The following is a 20,268-nucleotide window of genomic DNA, read 5'->3' as shown; positions in this document are numbered from 1 at the left end:
CGAAGCCGCACCGAAGGCGGTCGAGGTGATCGGCCTCGACAAGACCTATGTGTCGCCGACCGGATGGTTCAGTGCAGCGCGACAGACGCGCGCGGCCAACGAGGTCAACTTCACGATCCACAAGGGTGAGACGCTCGGGTTGGTTGGTGAATCCGGCTCGGGCAAATCATCGGTCGCGCGGCTGGTGATGCGGCTGATCGAGGCCGACCGCGGTACGGTCCGGATCGGCGATATCGATCTGACCGTGCTCGAAGGCGCCGCGCTGCGCGAGCAGCGCCATCGCATCCAGATGATCTTCCAGGATCCGTTTGCTTCGCTCAATCCGCGCCGCAAGGTCGGCCGCATCATCGCCGACGGTATGGTCGCGCGCGGCACGCCGCTGGTTACCGCGCTACGCCGGGCCCAGGAGCTGCTCGGCATGGTCGGGCTCGATACTGGCGCGATCGAGCGCTATCCGCATGAATTTTCCGGCGGCCAGCGCCAGCGCATCGGCATTGCGCGCGCGCTGGCACTGGAGCCCGAGATCATCGTGGCCGACGAAGCGGTCTCCGCGCTCGATGTCTCGGTGCAGGCGCAAGTGTTGCGGCTGCTCGAGGATCTGAAGGCGCGGCTTGGGCTGTCGATGCTGTTCATCACGCATGATCTGCGCGTTGCCGCCCAGATCTGCGACCGCATCGCGGTAATGCAGAAAGGCGCGATCGTCGAGATGAAGCCGACGGCAGCGCTGTTCGCCAATCCGGAGCACGCCTATACGCGCGAGCTGCTCGCGGCCGTACCGGGGCGCAAGCACCGCGCGGCGTAAGGTGCTAGGCCCAAACGCCGCAGCTTGCAGCTTGAAACAAGTCGCGTGTTCGGGCGTTGTGTGCTATAGGAACGGCAAATCGCGCGATCCGTCAGCCCAACTCATCAGAGCGGGACTTTCCGACAGGCGCGAGCGCCGTCGATTGCGAGCGTTTCAACCTGGATCATCTGTCTTACCCATCAATCCGTCTGACCGCGATGACGTCGCGGGGCGAATGACCTCGCCGAATGACCTTCGCCGAGGGCCTCATTTCGGCGTGTGCAGGCAGGCCTCGCCTGCGCGGGTCCGGCGGGCGGCGTCCCGCCGCTGGATTGCAGGCAGCCTCCGCTTACTCAAACAAGGAAACTCCATATGTTAAAGCGAAGCCAAACCAAGGCTGTGCTCGAAGCCGAAAAGCTGTTCAAGCCGCGAGCGGCGGCCAGCACAGAGTATGAAGAGAAGCAGCGCGCCTTTTACGACAACCGGGAGCGGCTCAAGGCAGAACGCCTGGCTCGTGAAGCGAACGCCGGGACGGCGCACGGGACGGGGCCAGCGAAGGCGGCGAAAGAAAAGGGCGAACGCCGCTGATTGCTGCGTCCTGCTGCGACGCCGATCTGGCTGCGCGAACGCCGGCCGCTCGCGGCAGTCCGTTCCTGGCCGGTCCTATCCGATCCGCGGGGGTCGCTTCGGCGCGGGCTTCTTTGCCGGCGGAGCGGGCAGCAGTCCTTCGCGAATTGCCTGTTTGCGGGCCAGTTTGCGCTTGCGCCGCACCGCATCGGCTCTTTCCCTGACCGCACGCTCCGACGGCTTCTCGTAGAACCTCCGTCGCTTCATGTCGCGGAACACGCCTTCGCGTTGCAGCTTCCTCTTCAGAATCCGTAGAGCCTGATCAACATCATTGTCGCGAACGAAGACTTGCACGAATTCATTCCTTTGGTTTGGCGGGCTGCGCTGATGGGCGGTCGATTGCAGCCGCGCATCGCGCGGCGCGCCGGCGTTTGCGCGTCAGCCCTGGGGATTGGTGGTCCATTGATGGCCGCAAGCATGGCACACCCAGCGGCGCCGCAACTGACGTCCATGATATTCCACGCTTGGCCGGTCAGCTCCGGCATCGCCGCGGCAGACAGGGCAGGGGCCGTCATCGACGAAGTTGTCGTTCTGCGGCATGAGTATCGCGCTGTCGCAGACTCGACTCGACGAAACGCGTGTCAGTTCAACGTTGGTCTGATTGAAATGAACCACCGTGCTCTCCTTGATGGAAGGCGGGAGCACGATTGTCTCTCAGCCGGCGGCGGCCTCGCCGATACCGCGGGTCTCTCAAAGATAGGGATGCCAACGGGGGATTGCCAGCAATTTCTGGGCGGATCGGGGGGCGCACGCACGCGCCTTCATGAGGATCACACCATCCCCCACACGAAAACAATTCTGCCCGTTGGCTTGTATTTATTTCCAGAACCTCTACCTTCGATGTGTTCGATTAGCCGCTGTGCCTTTTTGAATGTGCCCCGCAGGCTATTTCCCAAAGACATCGCTCAGTTGAATGAGTTCGCGTGATGGTCACGCGAAGAATGCTTTGGAGAAAGAAGCAATGCCGCAAGGTACGGTGAAGTGGTTCAATGGCCAAAAAGGCTTTGGCTTTATTCAGCCCCAGGACGGCGGAGCGGATGTGTTCGTGCATATCAGCGCCGTCGAGCGGGCCGGTCTCTCCGGTCTCGCAGAGGGTCAAAAGGTCTCTTTTGAACTCAAGACTGACAAGATGCGTGGCAAAGTGAGCGCGGAAAATCTGTCGCTCGCCTGAGCTGCTTGCGCCATTTCACTGATGTATTGAAATGGTGCCGTCCGCCCGTTCGATCCGTTGGATCGAGCGGGCTGTTGCGCGTCACACATCGTTCGCGCGTCACCGATAGGGTGGGAAGATGGTCCGCAAGAAAGCGTCTGAACCGTCTCCCGAAAGTCTCGCGCGGGCCGAGCGCCAGCGTATCGCGTCCGAAGAGGGCGCCAAGGCGATGGCCGAGTTCAATCAGCGTGCCGTCGACGTCCGCAAGAACATGGAACGCCTTCGTGCCCTGCGCCTGGCCAAGGAGGCCGAACAGGCCAAAACGCAGGCCGATCCTGCGACCGCGCTGAAAAAGAAACGCAAGAGGCGGATCGTCCGCTAGCGTTCCGCCTTATACAAACTGAGATGCAAGCCGCTGTGGGAGGAAAGCCGAGATGGTCAAGCACCCTGCACGCGGTGTCCAGGTCGTCGAGCCGGACACGTGGAACGAGAAGCGGATCGTCACCTTTGCGCTGGCGATCGGATCGGTTCGGCTAGTCTGCCAGCTCAAGACCGAATTCCGTACCCGCAATGAGGCGCTGAGCTACCTGCACAAACGCCGCACGATCTATGAGAAGATGGCGCGTGAACGGTTCGCGCGGGGTGAGGTCGAGGACGGGATTATCCATCTGACGATGGTGTGACCGATGGTGATGCTTGCGCGCGGCCATATGTGCGAGCCGCTCGCGGCCGTGCCGGGACGTAAGCACCGCGCGGCGTGAGGGCAGTCGAGAGATTAGGATATTGCGGCGTTGGCCGTGCCCTACACCCCGCTGTCGTCCTTGCGAAAGCAGGCACCCATCGCCACCGCTATTAGTTATCGAACCGCGCTATGGCACCCGGCATCGCGAACTCACAGCCGCCGCGGCGTATGGGTCCCGGCGTTCGCCGGGACGACACCTGAGGCTGACGCGCCGATAATCTCCTACGCGTCGCCCTTCACCGGCAGCGGTATGCGCTCATAGGACGCAGGCAGGTTGACGGGCCGATACTCCGGTATCTCGGCGATCCGCATCAAGGCGCTCTCGTGGATGAATGCGCCATCGGGAATGAAGCGCGGCTCGCAATCGGGAATGTAGAAGCCGAAATGCGACTTGCGGGCCGGCCATTCCTTGTACTTGTCTTTCTTCGGAATGAATTCGAGCAGCCGCCAGGGCGGCGTCATCGAATTGTGTAGCTGCCCGCGAATCTCAGGCGCGACATAGGAGAACGGGCTGCCCTTGCGCTGCACGCCCCAGGCGAGCTGGTTGACGGTGCGCGGGTTGACGCAAAGCCCCGCCTCGATCGCCTCGTCGATCATCCACAGCAGCGGATATTTCGACAGCGCTGACTCTTTCTCCGGATAACCGCCGCCGACGTCGCAATGCACGCCGGCGAACCACACCTGCTTGGCATCCTGCGGGGTCGCATTGACGTCGTTGAAGCGCACCGGCTTGAAGGTCTGCGGCTCGTCCCACTTCTTCAGGCGGAACATGCAGCGCTGCTCGTCCATCGCGATCGCCTGCCGGAAGATCCTCACGCTCGGATTCTGGATCGTGAAGGCCAGTTCCTCGAGGCTCGGCCAGTACAAGCGATCCGGACGCGGCACGATCACGCTCGCGACCGTATCCCATACGCCGATGAAATGGATCGAGGGAGCCCGCGTCGACAGGATGCGGGCAAATTGCGCGGCCTGGTCGTTGCGGCTTTCCGGAAGCGGACCGTCCTCGTCGGCAATCTCGGCGCGCAGCGTGACGCCGCGTCCGGCCTTCGGATTGTCGGAGGAATATTTCTTGTAGGCGATCAGGCCTGATCCCGCCAGGTTGACCTGGTCCGGCGAGATCAGCCCGATCTTGTGAATTAATCCGGCCAGCACGCGCACCGTGTAGGCGCCGCGGGAAAAGCCGAACAGGAAGATCCGGTCGCCGTCTTGGTAATGATGGACCAGGAAGGAGTAGGCTGCGATCACGTTGTCATCGAGCCCGTAACCGGTCGCCAGCCCCAGCACCATGTTGAAATTGGCCTTGATGCGGTTCCAGGTGTCTGGTTGCGATAGCGTGCCGACGCCGGGATCATAGAACACCGCCTGATGCGGCGTGGTCTTGTCGGTCTTGCGCAGGCAGCGATAGAGCTTCAGCACGTTGGAGATGTTTTCGCTGATCTCGTTACCGGTGCCGTCGCAGCAGATGACGATGTTCTTCATTACGATTGCAACTCTCCCAGGCGCGACCTTGGCGAGTGTAGACCATCCCGTGACGCTTTGGGAGATAGGGTTTTTTGACACTTATTCCAGCAGGCAGGAATTGCTGGGCTGGTTCGTATGATGAATTCAGGAAGAGTGATTGCGCGAACGATCACTGCTCAATTTGTTCGGGTCGCCTGCAAGGACCGAAGCGTACGTTCGCGATCAGCACTGATGAGGACCGGAACTACATGGCCAAGAAACTGGCCAAGAAACTGGCCAAGAAACTTGCGCCGATGCATCGAGGCAAAGTTCGGCGCGGAGAGCTCCTACTTCCGCTTGGTCTTCTCCGGCACGCTCGCAACAGCGTGCAGGTGTTTCACCTGCATGCATCGGTAGGTTAAAGCAAGTCGGCTTCCGATCACGAAACAGAAAGGCCGGGTCGCTCGACCCGGCCTTTCTTTCTGTATTCAAATGCTCCGAGCGAGCAGACTCGCTGGCCACAAAGCAGCGAGTTCCGCCCTCACCTGGCCTTCGTTAGCTCGCCTTGGCGGTCGGCGCGGTCTCGGCGGCCTTCTTCTCGATCTGGCGCTTCAGCTCCAGCGCGCGCGGCGACAGCGCAGCCGCGTTGGCCTTGAGCAGATAGGCATCGAGGCCGCCATTGTGGTCGACGCTCTTGATCGCGTTGGTCGAGACGCGCAGGCGCACGTTGCGGCCGAGTGCATCCGAGATGAAGGTCACGTTGCACAGGTTCGGCAGGAAGCGCCGCTTGGTCTTGATGTTGGAGTGGCTCACCTTGTGGCCGACCTGGGGGCCCTTGGCCGTCAGTTCACAGCGCCGCGACATGTTGCAAATCCTCTTCCATCCCCGCACCCATAGGCCGCATCAGGCGGGCGGCGCGGGGGTCCAAAATTCGTCCAGTTCTCTCTGGGAGACGCGGACGTATAGGGGGCATGGGCGAATACGTCAAGTTTTTGAAGGCCGGCTCTGGTTACGCATGCGGGCCTGCCGGCCCGCCTCCCGCTCATTCAGGGCGAGCGGCGCTCGTCTGGTCTCCCAAACGACAGCGGGAAAAGGGCACGGGCGGGTTGAGAGGTTGCCCGGACGCGATTCCGACCCGAAAAGGCCTTGCCGGATCAAGGCCATAGCTATCCGCTCGCCATCATATAAACGGCGCAATCGGAGCGCCAGGATACCCCGGTGCCGCGAACGGTCGGGCGACCTTCGGCGCCCTCAACCGGGACCAAGCGGCTCCGCCGGCTGGCGATGACCGGGCCGGGTCGGCCGAGCGGGCGCTTTCCGAGCCGAGCGAGGCTCAAAGCGCGGGAAAAGCCGCCATTGATGGACCAGTTGCGTTGTACCGCGGTTTTTTTGACTTAAGTAACAAGGCGATCGCGCAATTGCGCGCACAGGCGGTTTTGGCAGGATCGGCCCTTAGACGTGACTCATAGCATAGCCCACCCGAACGTCGCGCCCGCCTGTGGCCGCGCCCTTGGCTCCCGGTTTGCGCTTCGCGCAGCTGGGATGCTTGCGCTGACCGTGGCGCTGCTCACCGCGGTCCCGCGAGCCGATGCCCAGGGCCGGCTCGATGCCGAATATGAGGCGACACTCGCCGGCATTCCGATCGGCAAGGGCACCTGGGTCATCGAGATCGGCGACGACCAATACGGTGCGGCCGCGCAAGGCGGCACCGCGGGGCTGCTGAAGAGCTTTTCGCAAGGCTCGGGGCAGGGCTCCGCCCAGGGACGTATCGTCAACGGCGCGCTGGTCGGCCAGAGCTACCAGGCCTCGACGACAGCGGGCAAGAAGTCCGAGCAGATCCATATCACGCTTGCCAACGGCAATGTGAAGGAGTTCGGCATCGATCCGACGCCGCCGGTGGATCCCGACCGGATCCCGGTGACCGAGGCGCATAAGCACGGCGTCTACGATCCGATGACGGCCTCGCTGTTGCGCGTTCCCGGCAATGGCGAGCTGCTCACCCCGGAAGCCTGCCGCGCCGGCGCGCCGGTGTTCGATGGCCGCATGCGCTACGAGCTCAAGCTCGATTTCAAGCGCATGGAGAACGTGAAGGCCGATAAGGGCTATCGCGGGCCGGCCTTGGTCTGCGCCATCTATTTCACGCCTGTGGCCGGCTATATTCCGGACAGGCCCGTGATCAAGTATCTGGCGAACGCGCGCAACCTTGAGATTTATTTCGTGCCGATCGCCGGCACGCGCGTCCTGGTGCCGTTCAAGCTGGTGATCCCGACCCCGTTCGGAACCGGCGTGCTGCAGGCGACCAGCTTCGTGACGCAGGCCACTCCGCCGCATGTGGCGAAGACGCAGTAGGGCTGGCGAGCCCGCAGCCGCCGTTCGCTCTCCACATCTGGTTTCCGAGGTCGCGCTGACGCGCGCGGCCCCGGAATGACGAGGCAGTCAGCGCATGAATCCGTTTGACTCCGGCACGAATCTGATTCGACTCAGCGCCCGCGTCGCCTGCGCCGAATCCGTCGCAAAACGGTTGCTTGTGATCGTCCGTAAAACTTGATCTAGTGCACTCCCTGGCGTCATGCGCGAGATGTTGCGTGAACGAAGCCGGAAAGACACAGGAGTCACCGATTCGGGCGTGATTCGTTCTCAAGGCGTTCCGAAGCTTAAGGCGCGGCACTATATGCGTTGCAAAGTGAGACAGATGAGCGGGGTCGCGACCTCCTGAAACAGCTTCAAAACATGGTTCCATCGCGCGTCACGGCTCGCACGCGCCTCTCGCCGGCAAAGACTTAAAATTAACGAATGGCTTTCTCGTCCTCTTCGGCTGCCTCGCCCTTCGAGCGCACGCCTGATCGTGCTGCCGGCTCCGGCGTCACCGCCGTGCTTGGTCCGACCAACACCGGCAAGACTCATCTTGCGATCGAGCGCATGCTCGCGCATTCCAGCGGTATCATCGGTTTGCCGCTGCGCCTGCTCGCGCGCGAGGTCTACAACAAGATCGTCGATCGCGTCGGTACCGAACTGGTGGCGCTGATCACCGGCGAGGAGAAGATCAAGCCGAAAAATCCGCGCTACTGGGTCTCGACCGTCGAGGCGATGCCGCGCGACCTCGACGTCTCGTTCCTCGCGGTCGACGAGGTCCAGATCGCCGCCGATCTCGAGCGCGGCCACGTCTTCACCGACCGCATTCTCAACCGCCGCGGTCGCGACGAAACGTTGTTGCTGGGCGCGGCGACGATGCGGCCGATCATCGAGCGGCTGTTGCCGGGCGCATCGCTGGTGACGCGGCCGCGGCTGTCGCAGCTCGAATTCGCCGGCGACCGCAAGATCACGCGGCAGCCGCGGCGGACCGCGATCGTGGCCTTCTCGGCCGACGAGGTCTACGCGATCGCCGAACTGATCCGCCGGCAGCATGGCGGCGCGGCGGTCGTGCTGGGGTCGTTATCTCCGCGCACGCGCAACGCGCAGGTGGCGATGTTCCAGAACGGCGATGTCGACTACCTGGTCGCCACCGACGCGATCGGCATGGGCCTCAATCTCGACGTCGATCACGTCGCCTTCGCCTCCGACCGCAAATATGATGGTTATCAGTTCCGGCGGCTGACCCCGGCGGAATTTGCCCAGATCGCAGGGAGAGCCGGGCGCGCCACGCGCAACGGCACCTTTGGCACTACCGGACGTTGTGCTCCGTTCGAGCCTGAGCTCGTCAATGCGCTGCAGAACCACACCTTCGATTCCGTGAAGATGCTGCAATGGCGCAATGCGCGGCTGGATTTCGCAAGCGTCAGCGCCCTGCAGGTGTCGCTGGCGCTGCCGCCCGCGCATGAGGCCCTGACCCGGGCGCCGATTGCCGAAGATTTGCGCGTGCTCGATCATGCCGCACGCGACGCCGAGGTACGCGATATGGCGCATGGTCCTGCCGCGGTCGAACGGCTATGGGAGGCCTGCCAGATCCCGGACTACCGCAAGCTGTCGCCGGCCGCGCATGCCGAGCTTGTGACCACCGTGTTCGGCTTCCTGATGCAGAAAGGGCGCATTCCGGATGCCTGGTATGCCGCGCAGGTCGATCAGGCTGATCGCATCGACGGCGATATCGACACGCTGTCCGGGCGGATTGCACAAATCCGCACCTGGACCTTCGTCGCCAACCGGCCGGATTGGCTGGCCGATCCCGATCATTGGCAGGGGATTACCCGCGACGTTGAAAATAAATTGTCAGACGCCCTGCATGAACGGCTCACGGAGCGTTTCGTTGATCGTCGTACCAGTGTATTGATGCGGCGCCTGCGGGAGAACAGTGTTTTGAATACGGAAATCGGCAAGACTGGCGAAGTGATCGTCGAAGGGCACGCGATCGGCCGGCTGGATGGATTCACCTTCGCGCCCGACGCCGCGGAGGCCGGCTCCGAGGCCAAGGCCCTGCAGGCCGCGGCCCAGAAAGCCCTGGCCGGCGAGATCGAGGCGCGTGCCGAAAAACTGTCCAACGCGCCGGACGAGCATTTCGTGCTCACCGCCGACGGCACCATCCGCTGGACCGGCGATGCGGTCGCCAAGCTCGTTGCGACCGAGGATGCCTTGCATCCGCGGCTGCGCATCATCGCCGACGAGCGGCTCACCGGAGCGGCACGCGACAAGGTCCAGGCCCGGCTGGACCTGTGGCTGAAGACCCATATCGAAAAGCTGCTCGGGCCGCTGTTCGAACTGTCCAAGGCCGAGGACATCACCGGCATTGCGCGCGGCATCGCCTTCCAGCTGGTCGAGGCGCTCGGCGTGATCGAGCGGGCGAAGATCGCCAACGAGATGAAGGATCTCGATCAGCCCTCGCGCGCCACCTTGCGCAAATATGGCGTCCGCTTCGGCGCCTACCACATCTACGTCCCGGCGCTGCTCAAGCCCGCCGCGCGCGCCCTCGCGGCGCTGCTGTGGGCTGAGAAACAGGGCAATGTCGACATGTCCGCGCTGACGGGTGCGCAGCATCTGGCGAGCTCGGGCCGCACCTCGTTTCCGGTCGACAAGACCCTGCCGCGGGATGCTTATCGCGTGCTCGGTTATCGCCAATGCGGCGAGCGCGCCGTGCGCGTCGATATTCTCGAACGCCTGGCCGATCTGATTCGGCCGGCGCTGGCCTGGCGCGAGAACGCTCCCGGCGAGAAGCCGGCCGGCGCGTTCGACGGCCGCGGCTTCGTCGTGACCCAGGCGATGACCTCGCTCACTGGCTCGGCCGGCGAGGATTTCGCGTCGATCCTGCGCGCGCTCGGCTACCGCATGGAGAAGCGTCCGCCGTTGCCGCCAAAGCCGGTGGAAGCGCCAGCCCAAGCCCAACCCCAAGACGCAGCCGCCGAAGCCGCAGTCGCTGAAGACACGGTGGCTGAGGCCGCGCCGGCCGAGGCCACGTTGGAGACCACGTCTGAGGCCGGCACTGAGACCCCCATTGAGACCCCTGCCGAAGCCCCGCTCAAGGCCGCGCCAACAGTGGCAGAAGCTGCAGTAGCGCCGGTCGTCGAACAGGTCGCAGCCGTGCCGGAGACGGTCGAGACCATCGAAGAGGCGTCGCCGGTCGCAACCGCCGCGTCCTTGCCGACGATCGAATTCGCGCCGCGGCCCGCGGAAGAGCCGGCCCCCGCGTCGGAGCCGCCCGTGGTGGAGGCCGTTGCCGTCGCGCCGGAGCCCGCGGATGCGGCCCAGGCCGAGCTGCCCGAGGCGGTGCCGGCTGAAACGGAAGCTGTGAGCACGGAAGCCGCCAGCGCAGAGGCAGATACTGCCGCGGAGGCTGCGCCCGCTGCCGCTGAGCCGCAGCTGGTCGAGGTCTGGCGTCCCGGCGGCCGCTCCGAGGAGCGCCGCCCGCGGCACGAACATCAGCGCCATCGGCATCATCGCCCGCATCAGGACCGCCCCCAGCAGGCTGCCGGCGAGCAGGGCGCGGGTGCGGCGGCCCCGGCCGAAGGCGAGCCACGGGGTGAACGTCACCGCTATGGCGGCCATGGGCAAGGGCACGGTCGCCGCGATCGGGTGAAGGAGTTCGGCAAGGACTTTCGCAAGGGCCCGCCGCGTGAGGGCGCCGCACCTCAACAGGCACAGGGCGAGGGCGCCCAGGCGCGCGAGGACCGCGGTCCCCCCCGCGATCACGAGGCCAAGGGCCGGGATCGTGACCGCGACCGCAAGGGCGGCAAGTTCGGCGGCGACCGCGAGGGTCGGGGCGGCCGTGAGGGCCGCGACTTCGGCAAGGGCGGTCGCGACAAGCGTGACAGTGGCCCGGCGCTGCGACCCTACGCCTCGAGCTCCGGCTCGCGCGATCGCGACCGGCCGATCGATCCAAACTCGCCCTTTGCCAAGCTCGCCGCGCTGAAAGAGCAACTCACGGCGAACAATCGCAAGGATTGACGCGCGCCGTTCCCGGCGCACTCGCGAGAAGGACAACGCCGACGTCGGGAACCCCGTCACAGCGCCAGCGCCTCGACAAATGGTTGTGGCATGCGCGCGTGGTGAAGGCCCGCTCGAGCGCAGCGGCGCTGGTGATATCCGGCCACGTCCGCGTCAACGGCGTTCGCGAGACCTCGCCAGGGCACGGCGTCAAGCCTGGCGACGTGCTTACCATCGCGCTCGACCGCAGCGTCCGCGTGTTGAAGGTGGTAGCCTTTGCCGAGCGGCGTGGCGACGCGGCGTCCGCGCGCGTGCTCTATGTCGATCTGGAAGGTAGCTCGTGAGGCCGATATGGCCGGCGACCTGCATAGCGGAGATCGGACCCGAGGTCAGAGCTCCGCTCGCACAGCAGTCAGATTGACGGGACGATAGGCACTGTTCAGTTCTTCGTCCCGTTCACTTGCGGCACATCACGTCCTGCGCTAGTGCAGGCCAGCCGATTTTTAGACCGTTCCGGAGCGTTGGATGACTTACGTCGTCACTGAAGCCTGCATCAAATGCAAGTATACCGATTGCGTTGAGGTCTGCCCGGTAGACTGCTTCTACGAGGGCGAGAACATGCTGGTCATTCATCCCGACGAATGCATCGATTGCGGCGTCTGCGAACCCGAATGCCCGGCTGACGCCATCAAGCCGGACACCGAGCCGGGGCTGGAAAAGTGGCTGGAGGTGAACGCCGAATATGCCAAGGCGTGGCCCAACATCACCCAGAAAAAGGACCCGCCCGCCGACGCCAAGGAGCACGATGGCGAGGACGGCAAGTTCGAAAAATATTTTTCGTCGAACCCGGGCGCTGGGGATTAATCCGGCCTGCGCTTGACCGTGGATGTCGCAGCTGGCACCCGTTGTGGGACGGGTGAATGGTTACGAAATCATTACGCGGAAACAACGATGTAACACAGGATGGCGACGGCCGAACGGTGCAATTGTCTGGGCCGGGCGCCTCGCCACTTAACCCTAACCACGTGGAACCGTCACAATACCGCCATCCCGACCTCTAAATCATTGATATTTGCGGGAAATGTGCTATATATGGCACATTCTCAAGCCGAACCCGGCCATGCGTATTCTTGGCCGCCCTTTTAGGTTCCCGCAACATCAAACAGGGGCGTGGCAGTTCCGCGCGCAGGCTGTGTCACAGAAAACGCGTAAAAAGAGTGCTTCCAAGAGTACCAAAAAGCCCGCCGCGGCCAGCCGCAGCGTTCCCAAAGGCCGTGTTCGGGCTCCTGTAAAGGAAGTTCGGGCTGCCGCAAAGGCTTCGGCTGCCAAATCCTCGAAGAACAAAAGAAGCGCAATGCCTGACAAGACTGCCAAGACTGCCGCGAAAGCTACTGCTGCCAAGGCCTCTTCCGTGAATACCGCTGCCGTGAAGACGTCTACCGCGAAAGTTGCTGCCAAGCCTGCTGCTGCTCCGAAGCCCGCTGCTGCCCCCAAGGCCGCCGCTGCGCCTGTCCCGGCCAAGACCGCGGCAGTCAAGCCGGCCGCTGCGCCTGCGGCCCCTGCTGCTGCAGCGCCGCGCGTCGAGGAGAAGAAGCTGCCGACCCAGCGCCAGGGCTTCAAGACCAACGAATTCGTGGTCTATCCGGCGCATGGCGTCGGCCAGATCCTGGCGATCGAGGAGCAGGAGATTGCGGGCGCCAAGCTCGAACTCTTCGTCATCAATTTCATCAAGGACAAGATGACCCTGCGCGTTCCGACCGCCAAGGTCGCCAATGTCGGCATGCGCAAGCTGTCGGATCCGGCGCTGGTCAAGAAGGCGCTGGAGACCTTGAAGGGCCGCGCCCGCGTCAAGCGCACGATGTGGTCGCGCCGCGCTCAGGAGTATGAAGCGAAGATCAATTCCGGCGACATCGTCGCGATCGCCGAAGTCGTTCGCGATCTCTATCGTTCGGAGTCGCAGCCCGAGCAGTCCTACAGCGAGCGTCAGCTCTATGAAGCGGCGCTCGACCGGCTGTCGCGCGAGATCGCGGTGGTGCAGCATTCGACCGAGACCGAAGCGGTCAAGGAGATCGAGGGCCAGCTCGCCAAAAGCCCGCGCCGCGGCGCCAAGACCGAGGCCGATGCGGCTGCCGAGGGCGAGGCCGACGCCGAGGGCGATATCGATGATATCGACGGCGATGACACTGCGGTCGCCGACGAGGCGGCGTAACGCTCATTCGTTCGTTTGAATACGAAAGCCCGGCCCCAGCGGCTGGGCTTTTTGTTTGGGGACGCGTCCAACTAGCGCGGGCAAAGCCGGCCACCAAAGCACACCCGACCGTGCAGGCCCTGGAGTAGGCCCAGAGCTTGCGCGTCCGCTATTCCGATGCCGTAGGCGGGTTTTGGCGAAGCCACAGCACGTCCGCCACGGTAACAGCGATCCAAGGACTGTGGTGGTGGCGTTTGGCAGCCTTTACCGCGAGCTGGCTGCGAATTTTTCCGGTGACCTCGCGTCCCGTTGCCCGTTTCCATCGTCGGAGTTCGTCAACGGTCAAGAGGGTCTTTGCGATCTGCATGTTGAGCGAACCGCCGAGCTCCTCGATCGCAGCTTCCGCGCTGGCGAGCCATTCCTCATAGGTGTCAGGTCGGGGCAAAGGCGCCTGAGATCAGCCCATTCCTCCGGCCGGTACCATGCCATGGCAATGGCGGGAGTGTCCGGTTGCTCCATTGGCCTTGTCCTTCGCGCGTCACTCCATCACGATCTTGACGCGGTCGCGCACCTTGACCTGGGTATGGGCATCGAGCCCGTTGAGCACACGGAAACGCTCGACCGGGTGGTCGAGGCCGGCCATACGGTGCGCCAGCGACTCCACGGTGTCGCCTGGCTGCACCGTGATGACCTTGATGCGCAACGGCCGTGCCGACTGGATCTCATCCAGGCTCAGCCGGCGGAACGAGTTGACGGTCTCGCGCGCGTTGCGCTCGCTCTCCGTGGTCTTCTGGCGCATGGCGAAGATGAAGCGATAGACGTCGCTTCCCACGCGCAGCGCATAGACCTTGAACTGCCAGGGATCGCCGCTCGCCGTGGTCGAAGCCGCCGGGAAACCGTTGATCGTGAGCTCCTCGGTGGAGGACTTGTCGACATTCTCCATCCAGCCCGAGTTCAGATAGTCTCCCAGCGTCTGCTCGGCCGGCACCCGCACCACGTCGAAGCGCATCGCCTGGGCGCCGCCTTCGCGCACGCCGATCACCGCCTGCGCGGTGTTGTCGAGCGTGAAGTTCTCCGGGGCCTGGAAGGTGAAGCCGAGCTTCGGATGCAGGAAGCGCCGTCCGCGCACGAAGCCCTCGCTCGGGTCTTCGCCATAGACGATGTTGTCGATCGCCGACAGATAGGTCTCGCGGTCGTGCTCCTTGGGCTCGGCGGAGGCGTATTGCTTGGCCGCGGCCGCCGCGTTCTGCACCCGCTCCGGCGTGGCCGGATGCGAGGACAGGAAGTCCTGGGCCCGCGGATCAAGCCCGGCCTTTCCCGCCTTCAGCTCCGCATTGCGCTCCATCGAGTTGAGAAACCGCGCCGCGCCGTAGGGATCGAAATGCGCCTTCGCCGAAATCCCGACGCCGATACCGTCGGCCTCGAATTCCTGGGCGCGCGAGAAGCTCGCCATCGTCAGCTTGGTCTTGGCCAATGCAAGCGCGGTCAGATCCGGGTCGTCGGAGCCCACCCGCGCCACCACGGCGACCTGGCGCGCCTGGTCCTCGCGGATCGCCGCGTGCCGGGCCAGCACATGCGCCATCTCGTGGCTGAGCACCGAGGAGAGCTCCGAGGTGTCATTGGCAAGCGCGATCAGGCCGCGCGTCACGTAGAGCTGGCCCGTCGGCAAGGCGAAGGCGTTGACGGCGCCCGAGTTGAGAATCGTCACCTTGTAGCCCTGGTCCGGGCGATCGGACGCGGCCACCAGCCGGTCGACCATCTTGCCGATCAGCGCTTCGAGCTGCGGGTCGTCGTATGCACCGCCGTAGGTTGCAAGGATTCTTTCGTGCTCGCGATCGCTTGCGGGCGTGGCCTGGACGATGGCCGGCTTCGGTCGCGGCGTGGGTGTCGGCGCTGTCGCTTGCTGCAGCTTGCCCATGTCGCTGCAGCCGGCAAGGGCGAAGCCGAGACACAGCAAAACGGACGCGACCCGAAGGCCACTGCTCATCGCTGTTCCGTGCCGTTTCGCAAACCCGTTCACCTGGCTACTCGCGTACCTTACGTCAGTTGCTGCTCAAGATTTCGATTTGGGCCACCTTGGCCACATCGATTCGCGGCCCCGAATTCGATCCAGGACGCGCCTCCACCCAGCCACGCACCCGAATCCGTCGTTGTTCCAATGATTTCATGGCGAGCCCGGCCGCTTCGAAGGCCGGCAGCACACGCCTTGAAATAGTCACAGCGAAGCCCCGTGTCCAGTTACGTGCGAAGTTGAGATAGGTTGTTGTGCCCGCCTGTCGTACGGACAACACCTTCCCTTCGACAACAGTAAATCGCCCAATCCCAGTCAAAATATCGGCTGGACTTTCTGCGCTTTTTATGACCGTCGCGCTCGACCAGATTCCACGACGGGCGGAACGCGCCTCGGATTCTGCCGCAGCGAGAGTCGCCGCGCAATCCTTGTCAGTGACGTCGGCGGCCAGGAGTGCTTCACCCCGCGCGAGAAGCTCGTGCTGCACCAGCACATCGGAATCCGCAACGAACACGAAGGCGCTTTGTCGCCCGTACCGGTCGGGCGCGTCATCGGTCCCGCGCAAGACGACGTCACGGCCCCGCACCAGCTCAGCCAATGCATCGGCTGGTGTGGTCCCACCATCCACGCTCGCAGGCTCGATGCCGACCAACCTGATCTCGCGACCGTCGGCGAGACGGAAGCTGCGACCGTCCACGACCTCGGTCGCGCGGCCGTCACCCTGTTCTGCGAACGCGCAAGGCGCTGCACCAACTGCCGTCGGCGCAGCGACAGCGAGTATGGTTGTAATTAATACATCTAACACGCGTTGCGTGCTCGGCATGTCTGCGGCCGCCAAGAGATTCGAATGCGATCATCATCACACACTTCATCCATTCCATCGAACGGAAAAACGGCATGACACAGTGATTTGCGCGCGCTTCGGTGCTGCCCTTGCTGCTCGGCAGGCGCTGCGGCATGATGCGACCAAACAATAAGGACCGCTGCAGTGACGGCGGCTCCATCAGGGAGGTGATTTCAATGATGCGCATATTGTCCCGCGCCTCGTTGTCCGGCGCGTTGGTGCCACTGGTTGCGCTCGCAGCCATCCTGACGCTGACATCGGGCGGCGCGGTGGCGCAGAGCAAGCCGCCGCTGAAGATCGGCGGCATCCTCGACATGTCGAGCCTCTATGCCGACATCACCGGGCCCGGCTCCGAGACCGCAGCCAAGATGGCGGTGGAGGATTTCGGCGGCGAGGTGCTGGGGCGCAAGATCGAGGTGCTTGCGGCCGACCATCTCAACAAGGCCGACCTCGCCGCCAACATTGCCCGCGACATGATCGACAATCAGGGCGTCGAGATGATCTACGACGTCGCGGCGTCGGCCACCGCGCTCGCGGCCGGCGAGATCGCCAAGGCCCGCAACAAGATCATCATCTTCAACGGTCCGGGCTCGGTGCGCCTCTCCAACGAGGCCTGCGGTCCCTACACGGTTCACTACGTGTTCGACACCTACGCGCAGGCCAACACGACCGGGCTTGCCGCGGTGAAGTCGGGCCTCGACACCTGGTTCTTCCTCACGGCTGACTATGCCTTCGGCCAGGACCTGGAGAAGGACACGACCAATGTGGTCGTGAAGTCCGGCGGCAAGGTGCTCGGCAGCGTGCGCCATCCGCTCAATACGTCGGATTTCTCGTCCTTCCTGCTGCAGGCGCAGGCCTCCAAGGCCAAGGTGATCGGGCTCGCGAATGCCGGCGGTGACACCATCAATGCAATCAAGCAGGCGGCCGAATTCGGCCTCACCAAGAGCGGCCAGAGGCTGTCGCCGTTGCTCGCTTTCGTCTCCGATATCGACAGCGTCGGGCTTGAGACCGCGCAGGGGCTGTTGCTAGCGGAAGCGTTCTATTGGGACCTCAATGACGAGACCCGCGCCTTCACCAAGCGATTCATGGCGCGCACCAAGCGCGTGCCCACCTCGGCGCAGGCCGGCGTGTACTCCTCAGTGACGCATTATCTGAATGCGGTGAAGACCGCCGGCACGACTGATCCCGACGCCGTCATGAAGGTGATGAGGGCGACCCCGATCAACGACATGTTCGCCAAGAACGGTCGGATCCGCGAGGACGGCCGCATGGTGCACGACATGTATCTGTTCGAGGTCAAGAAGCCGTCCGAATCGAAGGGACGCTCTGACGACTACAAGCTGCTCGCGACCGTGCCGGGCAACGAGGCATTCCAGCCGCTGGAGATGTCGCGTTGCCCGCTGGTGAAGCATTAAGCACAGTCGTTTCGGGGCGATGCGAAGCATCGAATCCGGAACCTCGATGTGAGTCCGTCATCTCGAGATTTCGGGTTCGACGCTGTCGCGTCGCCCCGGAATGACGGAAAGTAACTCAAAAGGAAACGAGGAGCGCCGGCCCATGACAGCCAACAACACCGTCCTGCAGCACCTCGAATCCGGCCTGCTCACGATCACGATGAACCGCCCTGAGCGGCGCAATGCGCTGAACACGGAGATGACGACCGGGCTTGTCGCGGCAGCACGCCGCGCCGTCGATGACCCCGAGGTTCGCGCAGTGCTGATCAAGGGCGCGGGCGGCACCTTCTGCGTCGGCGGCGACGTCAAGGCGATGGCCGAAGGCAAGGCGCCCCCGCCCTTTGAGACCAAGGTCGCGACGCTGCGCGACCGGATGGAGGTGTCGCGGCTGCTGCACCAGATGCCGAAGCCGGTGGTGGCGCAGATCGATGGCGCCGCCGCAGGCGCCGGGCTGTCGATCGCGCTCGCCTGCGATCTCCGTGTCGCCGGTGAATCCGCCAAGATCACCACCGCCTTTGCCAAGGTCGGATTGTCGGGCGATTTCGGCGGCACCTATTTTTTGACCCAGCTGCTCGGCAGCGCCAAGGCGCGCGAACTCTATCTGACCTCGCCGCTGCTGAGCGCGCAGGAAGCTTACGCACTCGGGATGGTGACGAAGGTGGTGCCGGACGCGGAGGTCGATGCCGCCGCACGTGAGCTCGCAATGTCGTTGGCGCACGGTCCGATCGTGACGCTCGGCTACATCAAGCGCAACATCAACAATGCCGAGACGCTGTCGCTCGAGGCCTGCTTCGATGCGGAGGCGATGCACCATTCCCGCTGCAGCGAGACCGCCGATCACATGGAGGCGGCAAAGGCCTTTGTCGAAAAGCGTGCTCCGGTGTTTCAGGGAAAATAGTTGACCTGGCGTCCATCCTTCGAAACGCATCGCTTGCGCATGCTCCTCAGGATGAGGTCTTGTGTCCGCGGATGCGCTTGAGGTCTATCACCGTCGGTGAAGGAGTTGATCATGAGCGGCCATCTGCATCTCCGCCAGATCTGCCTGGTCGCGCCGCAGCTCGAGCCTGTCGTATCCGACATCGCTGCGATCATGGGGCTCGATGTCTGCTATCGCGATCCGCATGTCGACAAATACGGCCTGGAGAATGCGCTGCTGCCGGTCGATGCGATCCTGCTCGAGGTGGTGGCGCCGATCCGTGAAGGCACGGCAGCGGGGCGCTTCCTCGAGAAGACCGGCGGCCGTGGCGGCTATATGGCGATCTTCGCTTGCGACGATCCGGACGCGCGTGCCGCGCATGTTAATTCCTTAGGCGTGCGCACGGCGAATGTGATCGATCATCCACCCTATCATGGCGTCCAGCTGCATCCGCGCGACTGCCGCGCCGCTTTCATCGAGCTCAACCACACCACGGGCAGCGACGATGTCCTTGGCCCTTATCCGCCGGCAGGGCCGGACTGGCAGCGCGCGATCCGCAAGCACGTGACGCAGGCGCTGACCGAGATTGAGCTGCAGAGCCGCGATCCGGCGGAGCTGGCTGCGCATTGGGGCAAGATCCTCGAGATCGCGCCGACGATCGATGCCGATCAGGCGTCGATGCTGGAATTGCCCAATTGCCGCATCCGCTTCGTGGCCGGTGTGGCTGAGATCATGAGCGGGCTGACGTTTCGCGTCACCGATGTCGCGCAGGTCTGCGCGTCGGCGCGCGCCCGCGGCTACGCGGTGTCAGGCGGCAGCTTCCTGATCGCTGGGGTCGCATTCGCGCTCACGACGTGAGCCGCTGATGAGTTACTCGTCATGCCCGGCGGCGATGGCGCCCCAAGCAATCACCGTCCCTTGAAATTCGCAGGCCGGCGTTCCTCGGTCGCCTTGACGCCTTCCTTGAAATCCTCGGTGGCGCGCAGCCGGCTCTGTTCGGCGAGCTCGTGATTGGTCGCGGCCATCACGCGGTCGGCGAGGCCTGCGCGCAGGGTGGCGCGGGTCGAGAGCAGGCCGAGCGGCGCGCATTCGGCGATCTCTGCTGCGAGCCTCATTGCGGTGGGTCGCACCTCGTTTTGTGGCACGCATTCATTGGCGAGACCCCAGCGATACGCCTGCTCGCCGGCGACGCGTCGGCTGGTGTAGAACATCAATTCCGCATTGTTCTTGCCGATCAGCTCCGGCAACGTCACCGTGAGCCCGAAACCAGGATGAAAGCCGAGCTTGGTAAAGTTGGCCGAGAAGCGCGCTTCGGGGCAGGTGATGCGAAAATCTGCCGCCACCGCGAGCCCCAGGCCGCCGCCGATTGCAGCGCCGTGCACGGCGGCGATGATCGGCTTCTTGCAGCGGAAGATGCGCACTGCCTGGATGTAGAGATGGTTGATCGGGCCCAGGCTGTCAGCCGGGTCGCCTTTGCTGTCGCCGGCCTCCTGCGCCTGCCGCGCCGGATCGTTGAAATTGGCGCCGGCGCAGAATGCCTTGCCCTGCGCTGCCAGCACCGAGGCGCGGATCTCGATGTCGCGATCGAATGCCTCGAGCGCATCCGCGATCTGGTTGATCAGCGAAATGTCGAAGAAGTTGAGCGGCGGCCGCCTGATCTCGATCAGGCCGACATGGCCGTGGATCTCTACGCCGATGTCAGTGAAGTGGGTCATGTCTGTGGTCTCCTGATAGGTCACGGTCGCGCCACTTGCGCCGTTACCC

21 protein-coding genes are annotated in these 20,268 nt (G+C 64.0%); 14 read left to right on the top strand and 7 right to left on the bottom strand.

Annotated elements, in window-relative coordinates:
* Both BRAS3843_RS00590 and BRAS3843_RS00585 read left to right on the top strand, forming a co-directional pair.
* On the top strand, window positions 1-802 hold an 802-nt coding region (locus tag BRAS3843_RS00590), incomplete at its 5' end, for an ATP-binding cassette domain-containing protein (protein ID WP_035980457.1).
* A 351-nt stretch (window positions 803-1,153) separates the two neighbouring features.
* Complete coding sequence (locus BRAS3843_RS00585; protein WP_008966727.1) at window positions 1,154-1,369, top strand: hypothetical protein; 216 nt, start codon at window positions 1,154-1,156, stop codon at window positions 1,367-1,369.
* A gap of 75 nt (window positions 1,370-1,444) precedes the next feature.
* Here BRAS3843_RS00585 and rpsU read toward each other — a convergent pair whose 3' ends face one another.
* Complete coding sequence (gene rpsU, locus BRAS3843_RS00580) at window positions 1,445-1,702, bottom strand: 30S ribosomal protein S21 (protein ID WP_008966726.1); 258 nt, start codon at window positions 1,700-1,702, stop codon at window positions 1,445-1,447.
* On the opposite strand from rpsU, the gene BRAS3843_RS00575 reads away from it, so the two are divergent.
* The 4 genes from BRAS3843_RS00575 (at window position 1,697) to BRAS3843_RS00560 (ending at window position 3,241) form a co-directional block, all read left to right on the top strand.
* Window positions 1,697-2,335, top strand: a complete 639-nt coding sequence (locus tag BRAS3843_RS00575; protein WP_139024683.1) for a hypothetical protein — start codon at window positions 1,697-1,699, stop codon at window positions 2,333-2,335. The two genes, rpsU and BRAS3843_RS00575, sit on opposite strands and share 6 nt — an antisense overlap.
* 34 nt (window positions 2,336-2,369) lie before the next feature.
* Complete coding sequence (locus tag BRAS3843_RS00570; protein WP_008966725.1) at window positions 2,370-2,579, top strand: cold-shock protein; 210 nt, start codon at window positions 2,370-2,372, stop codon at window positions 2,577-2,579.
* Window positions 2,580-2,697: 118 nt separating this feature from the next.
* On the top strand, window positions 2,698-2,940 hold the full coding sequence (locus BRAS3843_RS00565; RefSeq protein ID WP_008966724.1) for a hypothetical protein: 243 nt from the start codon (window positions 2,698-2,700) through the stop codon (window positions 2,938-2,940).
* Window positions 2,941-2,992: 52 nt separating this feature from the next.
* The gene (locus tag BRAS3843_RS00560; protein WP_008966723.1) at window positions 2,993-3,241 is read left to right on the top strand and encodes a hypothetical protein; all 249 of its coding nucleotides are present in this window, start codon (window positions 2,993-2,995) and stop codon (window positions 3,239-3,241) included.
* Between the two features lie 281 nt (window positions 3,242-3,522).
* On the opposite strand, the gene BRAS3843_RS00555 is transcribed toward BRAS3843_RS00560, so the two are convergent.
* A complete protein-coding gene (locus BRAS3843_RS00555) occupies window positions 3,523-4,779 on the bottom strand; it encodes a DUF2235 domain-containing protein (protein WP_008966722.1) in 1,257 nt (418 codons plus the stop codon).
* A 516-nt stretch (window positions 4,780-5,295) separates the two neighbouring features.
* Entirely contained in the window at window positions 5,296-5,604 is a 309-nt protein-coding gene (rpmB, locus tag BRAS3843_RS00550; protein WP_008966720.1) for a 50S ribosomal protein L28, read from the bottom strand.
* Window positions 5,605-6,282: 678 nt separating this feature from the next.
* On the opposite strand from rpmB, the gene BRAS3843_RS00545 reads away from it, so the two are divergent.
* From BRAS3843_RS00545 to BRAS3843_RS00520, 5 genes are all read left to right on the top strand, one after another.
* Window positions 6,283-7,089, top strand: coding sequence for a DUF3108 domain-containing protein (locus BRAS3843_RS00545; RefSeq protein ID WP_008966718.1), 807 nt, complete (start codon window positions 6,283-6,285; stop codon window positions 7,087-7,089).
* Between the two features lie 444 nt (window positions 7,090-7,533).
* Complete coding sequence (locus BRAS3843_RS00540) at window positions 7,534-11,112, top strand: helicase-related protein (protein WP_008966716.1); 3,579 nt, start codon at window positions 7,534-7,536, stop codon at window positions 11,110-11,112.
* A complete protein-coding gene (locus tag BRAS3843_RS00535) occupies window positions 11,109-11,435 on the top strand; it encodes an RNA-binding S4 domain-containing protein (RefSeq protein ID WP_083841283.1) in 327 nt (108 codons plus the stop codon). The genes BRAS3843_RS00540 and BRAS3843_RS00535 overlap by 4 nt, the downstream gene beginning before the upstream one ends.
* A gap of 181 nt (window positions 11,436-11,616) precedes the next feature.
* Window positions 11,617-11,955 (top strand): ferredoxin FdxA, encoded by a 339-nt coding sequence (gene fdxA, locus BRAS3843_RS00530; protein WP_008966714.1) that lies wholly within the window; start codon window positions 11,617-11,619, stop codon window positions 11,953-11,955.
* 490 nt (window positions 11,956-12,445) lie between these two features.
* Window positions 12,446-13,300, top strand: coding sequence for a CarD family transcriptional regulator (locus BRAS3843_RS00520; RefSeq protein WP_008966712.1), 855 nt, complete (start codon window positions 12,446-12,448; stop codon window positions 13,298-13,300).
* Between the two features lie 517 nt (window positions 13,301-13,817).
* On the opposite strand, the gene BRAS3843_RS00510 is transcribed toward BRAS3843_RS00520, so the two are convergent.
* The 3 genes from BRAS3843_RS00510 to BRAS3843_RS41210 all read right to left on the bottom strand — a co-directional run bounded on the left by BRAS3843_RS00510 (window position 13,818) and on the right by BRAS3843_RS41210 (window position 16,321).
* Window positions 13,818-15,266 carry a M48 family metalloprotease gene (locus BRAS3843_RS00510; RefSeq protein WP_008966710.1) on the bottom strand — a complete coding sequence of 483 codons (1,449 nt, stop codon included), beginning with the start codon at window positions 15,264-15,266 and terminating at the stop codon, window positions 13,818-13,820.
* Between the two features lie 55 nt (window positions 15,267-15,321).
* Entirely contained in the window at window positions 15,322-15,942 is a 621-nt protein-coding gene (locus tag BRAS3843_RS00505) for a thermonuclease family protein (RefSeq protein ID WP_347379562.1), read from the bottom strand.
* Between the two features lie 64 nt (window positions 15,943-16,006).
* Window positions 16,007-16,321 carry a hypothetical protein gene (locus BRAS3843_RS41210; RefSeq protein ID WP_175361060.1) on the bottom strand — a complete coding sequence of 105 codons (315 nt, stop codon included), beginning with the start codon at window positions 16,319-16,321 and terminating at the stop codon, window positions 16,007-16,009.
* Between BRAS3843_RS41210 and BRAS3843_RS00500 the strand changes: the two genes are divergently transcribed.
* The 3 genes from BRAS3843_RS00500 (at window position 16,311) to BRAS3843_RS00490 (ending at window position 19,362) form a co-directional block, all read left to right on the top strand.
* Window positions 16,311-17,549, top strand: coding sequence for an ABC transporter substrate-binding protein (locus tag BRAS3843_RS00500; RefSeq protein WP_008966708.1), 1,239 nt, complete (start codon window positions 16,311-16,313; stop codon window positions 17,547-17,549). The two genes, BRAS3843_RS41210 and BRAS3843_RS00500, sit on opposite strands and share 11 nt — an antisense overlap.
* Before the next feature lie 142 nt (window positions 17,550-17,691).
* Window positions 17,692-18,486, top strand: a complete 795-nt coding sequence (locus BRAS3843_RS00495; protein WP_008966707.1) for an enoyl-CoA hydratase — start codon at window positions 17,692-17,694, stop codon at window positions 18,484-18,486.
* A 111-nt stretch (window positions 18,487-18,597) separates the two neighbouring features.
* On the top strand, window positions 18,598-19,362 hold the full coding sequence (locus tag BRAS3843_RS00490) for a VOC family protein (RefSeq protein WP_008966706.1): 765 nt from the start codon (window positions 18,598-18,600) through the stop codon (window positions 19,360-19,362).
* A gap of 50 nt (window positions 19,363-19,412) precedes the next feature.
* Here the strand turns inward: BRAS3843_RS00490 and BRAS3843_RS00485 are convergent, their stop codons facing one another.
* Window positions 19,413-20,219, bottom strand: a complete 807-nt coding sequence (locus BRAS3843_RS00485) for an enoyl-CoA hydratase/isomerase family protein (protein WP_008966705.1) — start codon at window positions 20,217-20,219, stop codon at window positions 19,413-19,415.
* Between the last annotated feature and the right edge of the window lie 49 nt (window positions 20,220-20,268).

Origin of the sequence: Bradyrhizobium sp. STM 3843 (genome assembly GCF_000239815.1) — a bacterium.
GTDB lineage: Bacteria > Pseudomonadota > Alphaproteobacteria > Rhizobiales > Xanthobacteraceae > Bradyrhizobium.
Note: the sequence above shows the minus strand (reverse complement) of the source record. Positions and strands in the feature narration are given on the sequence as shown.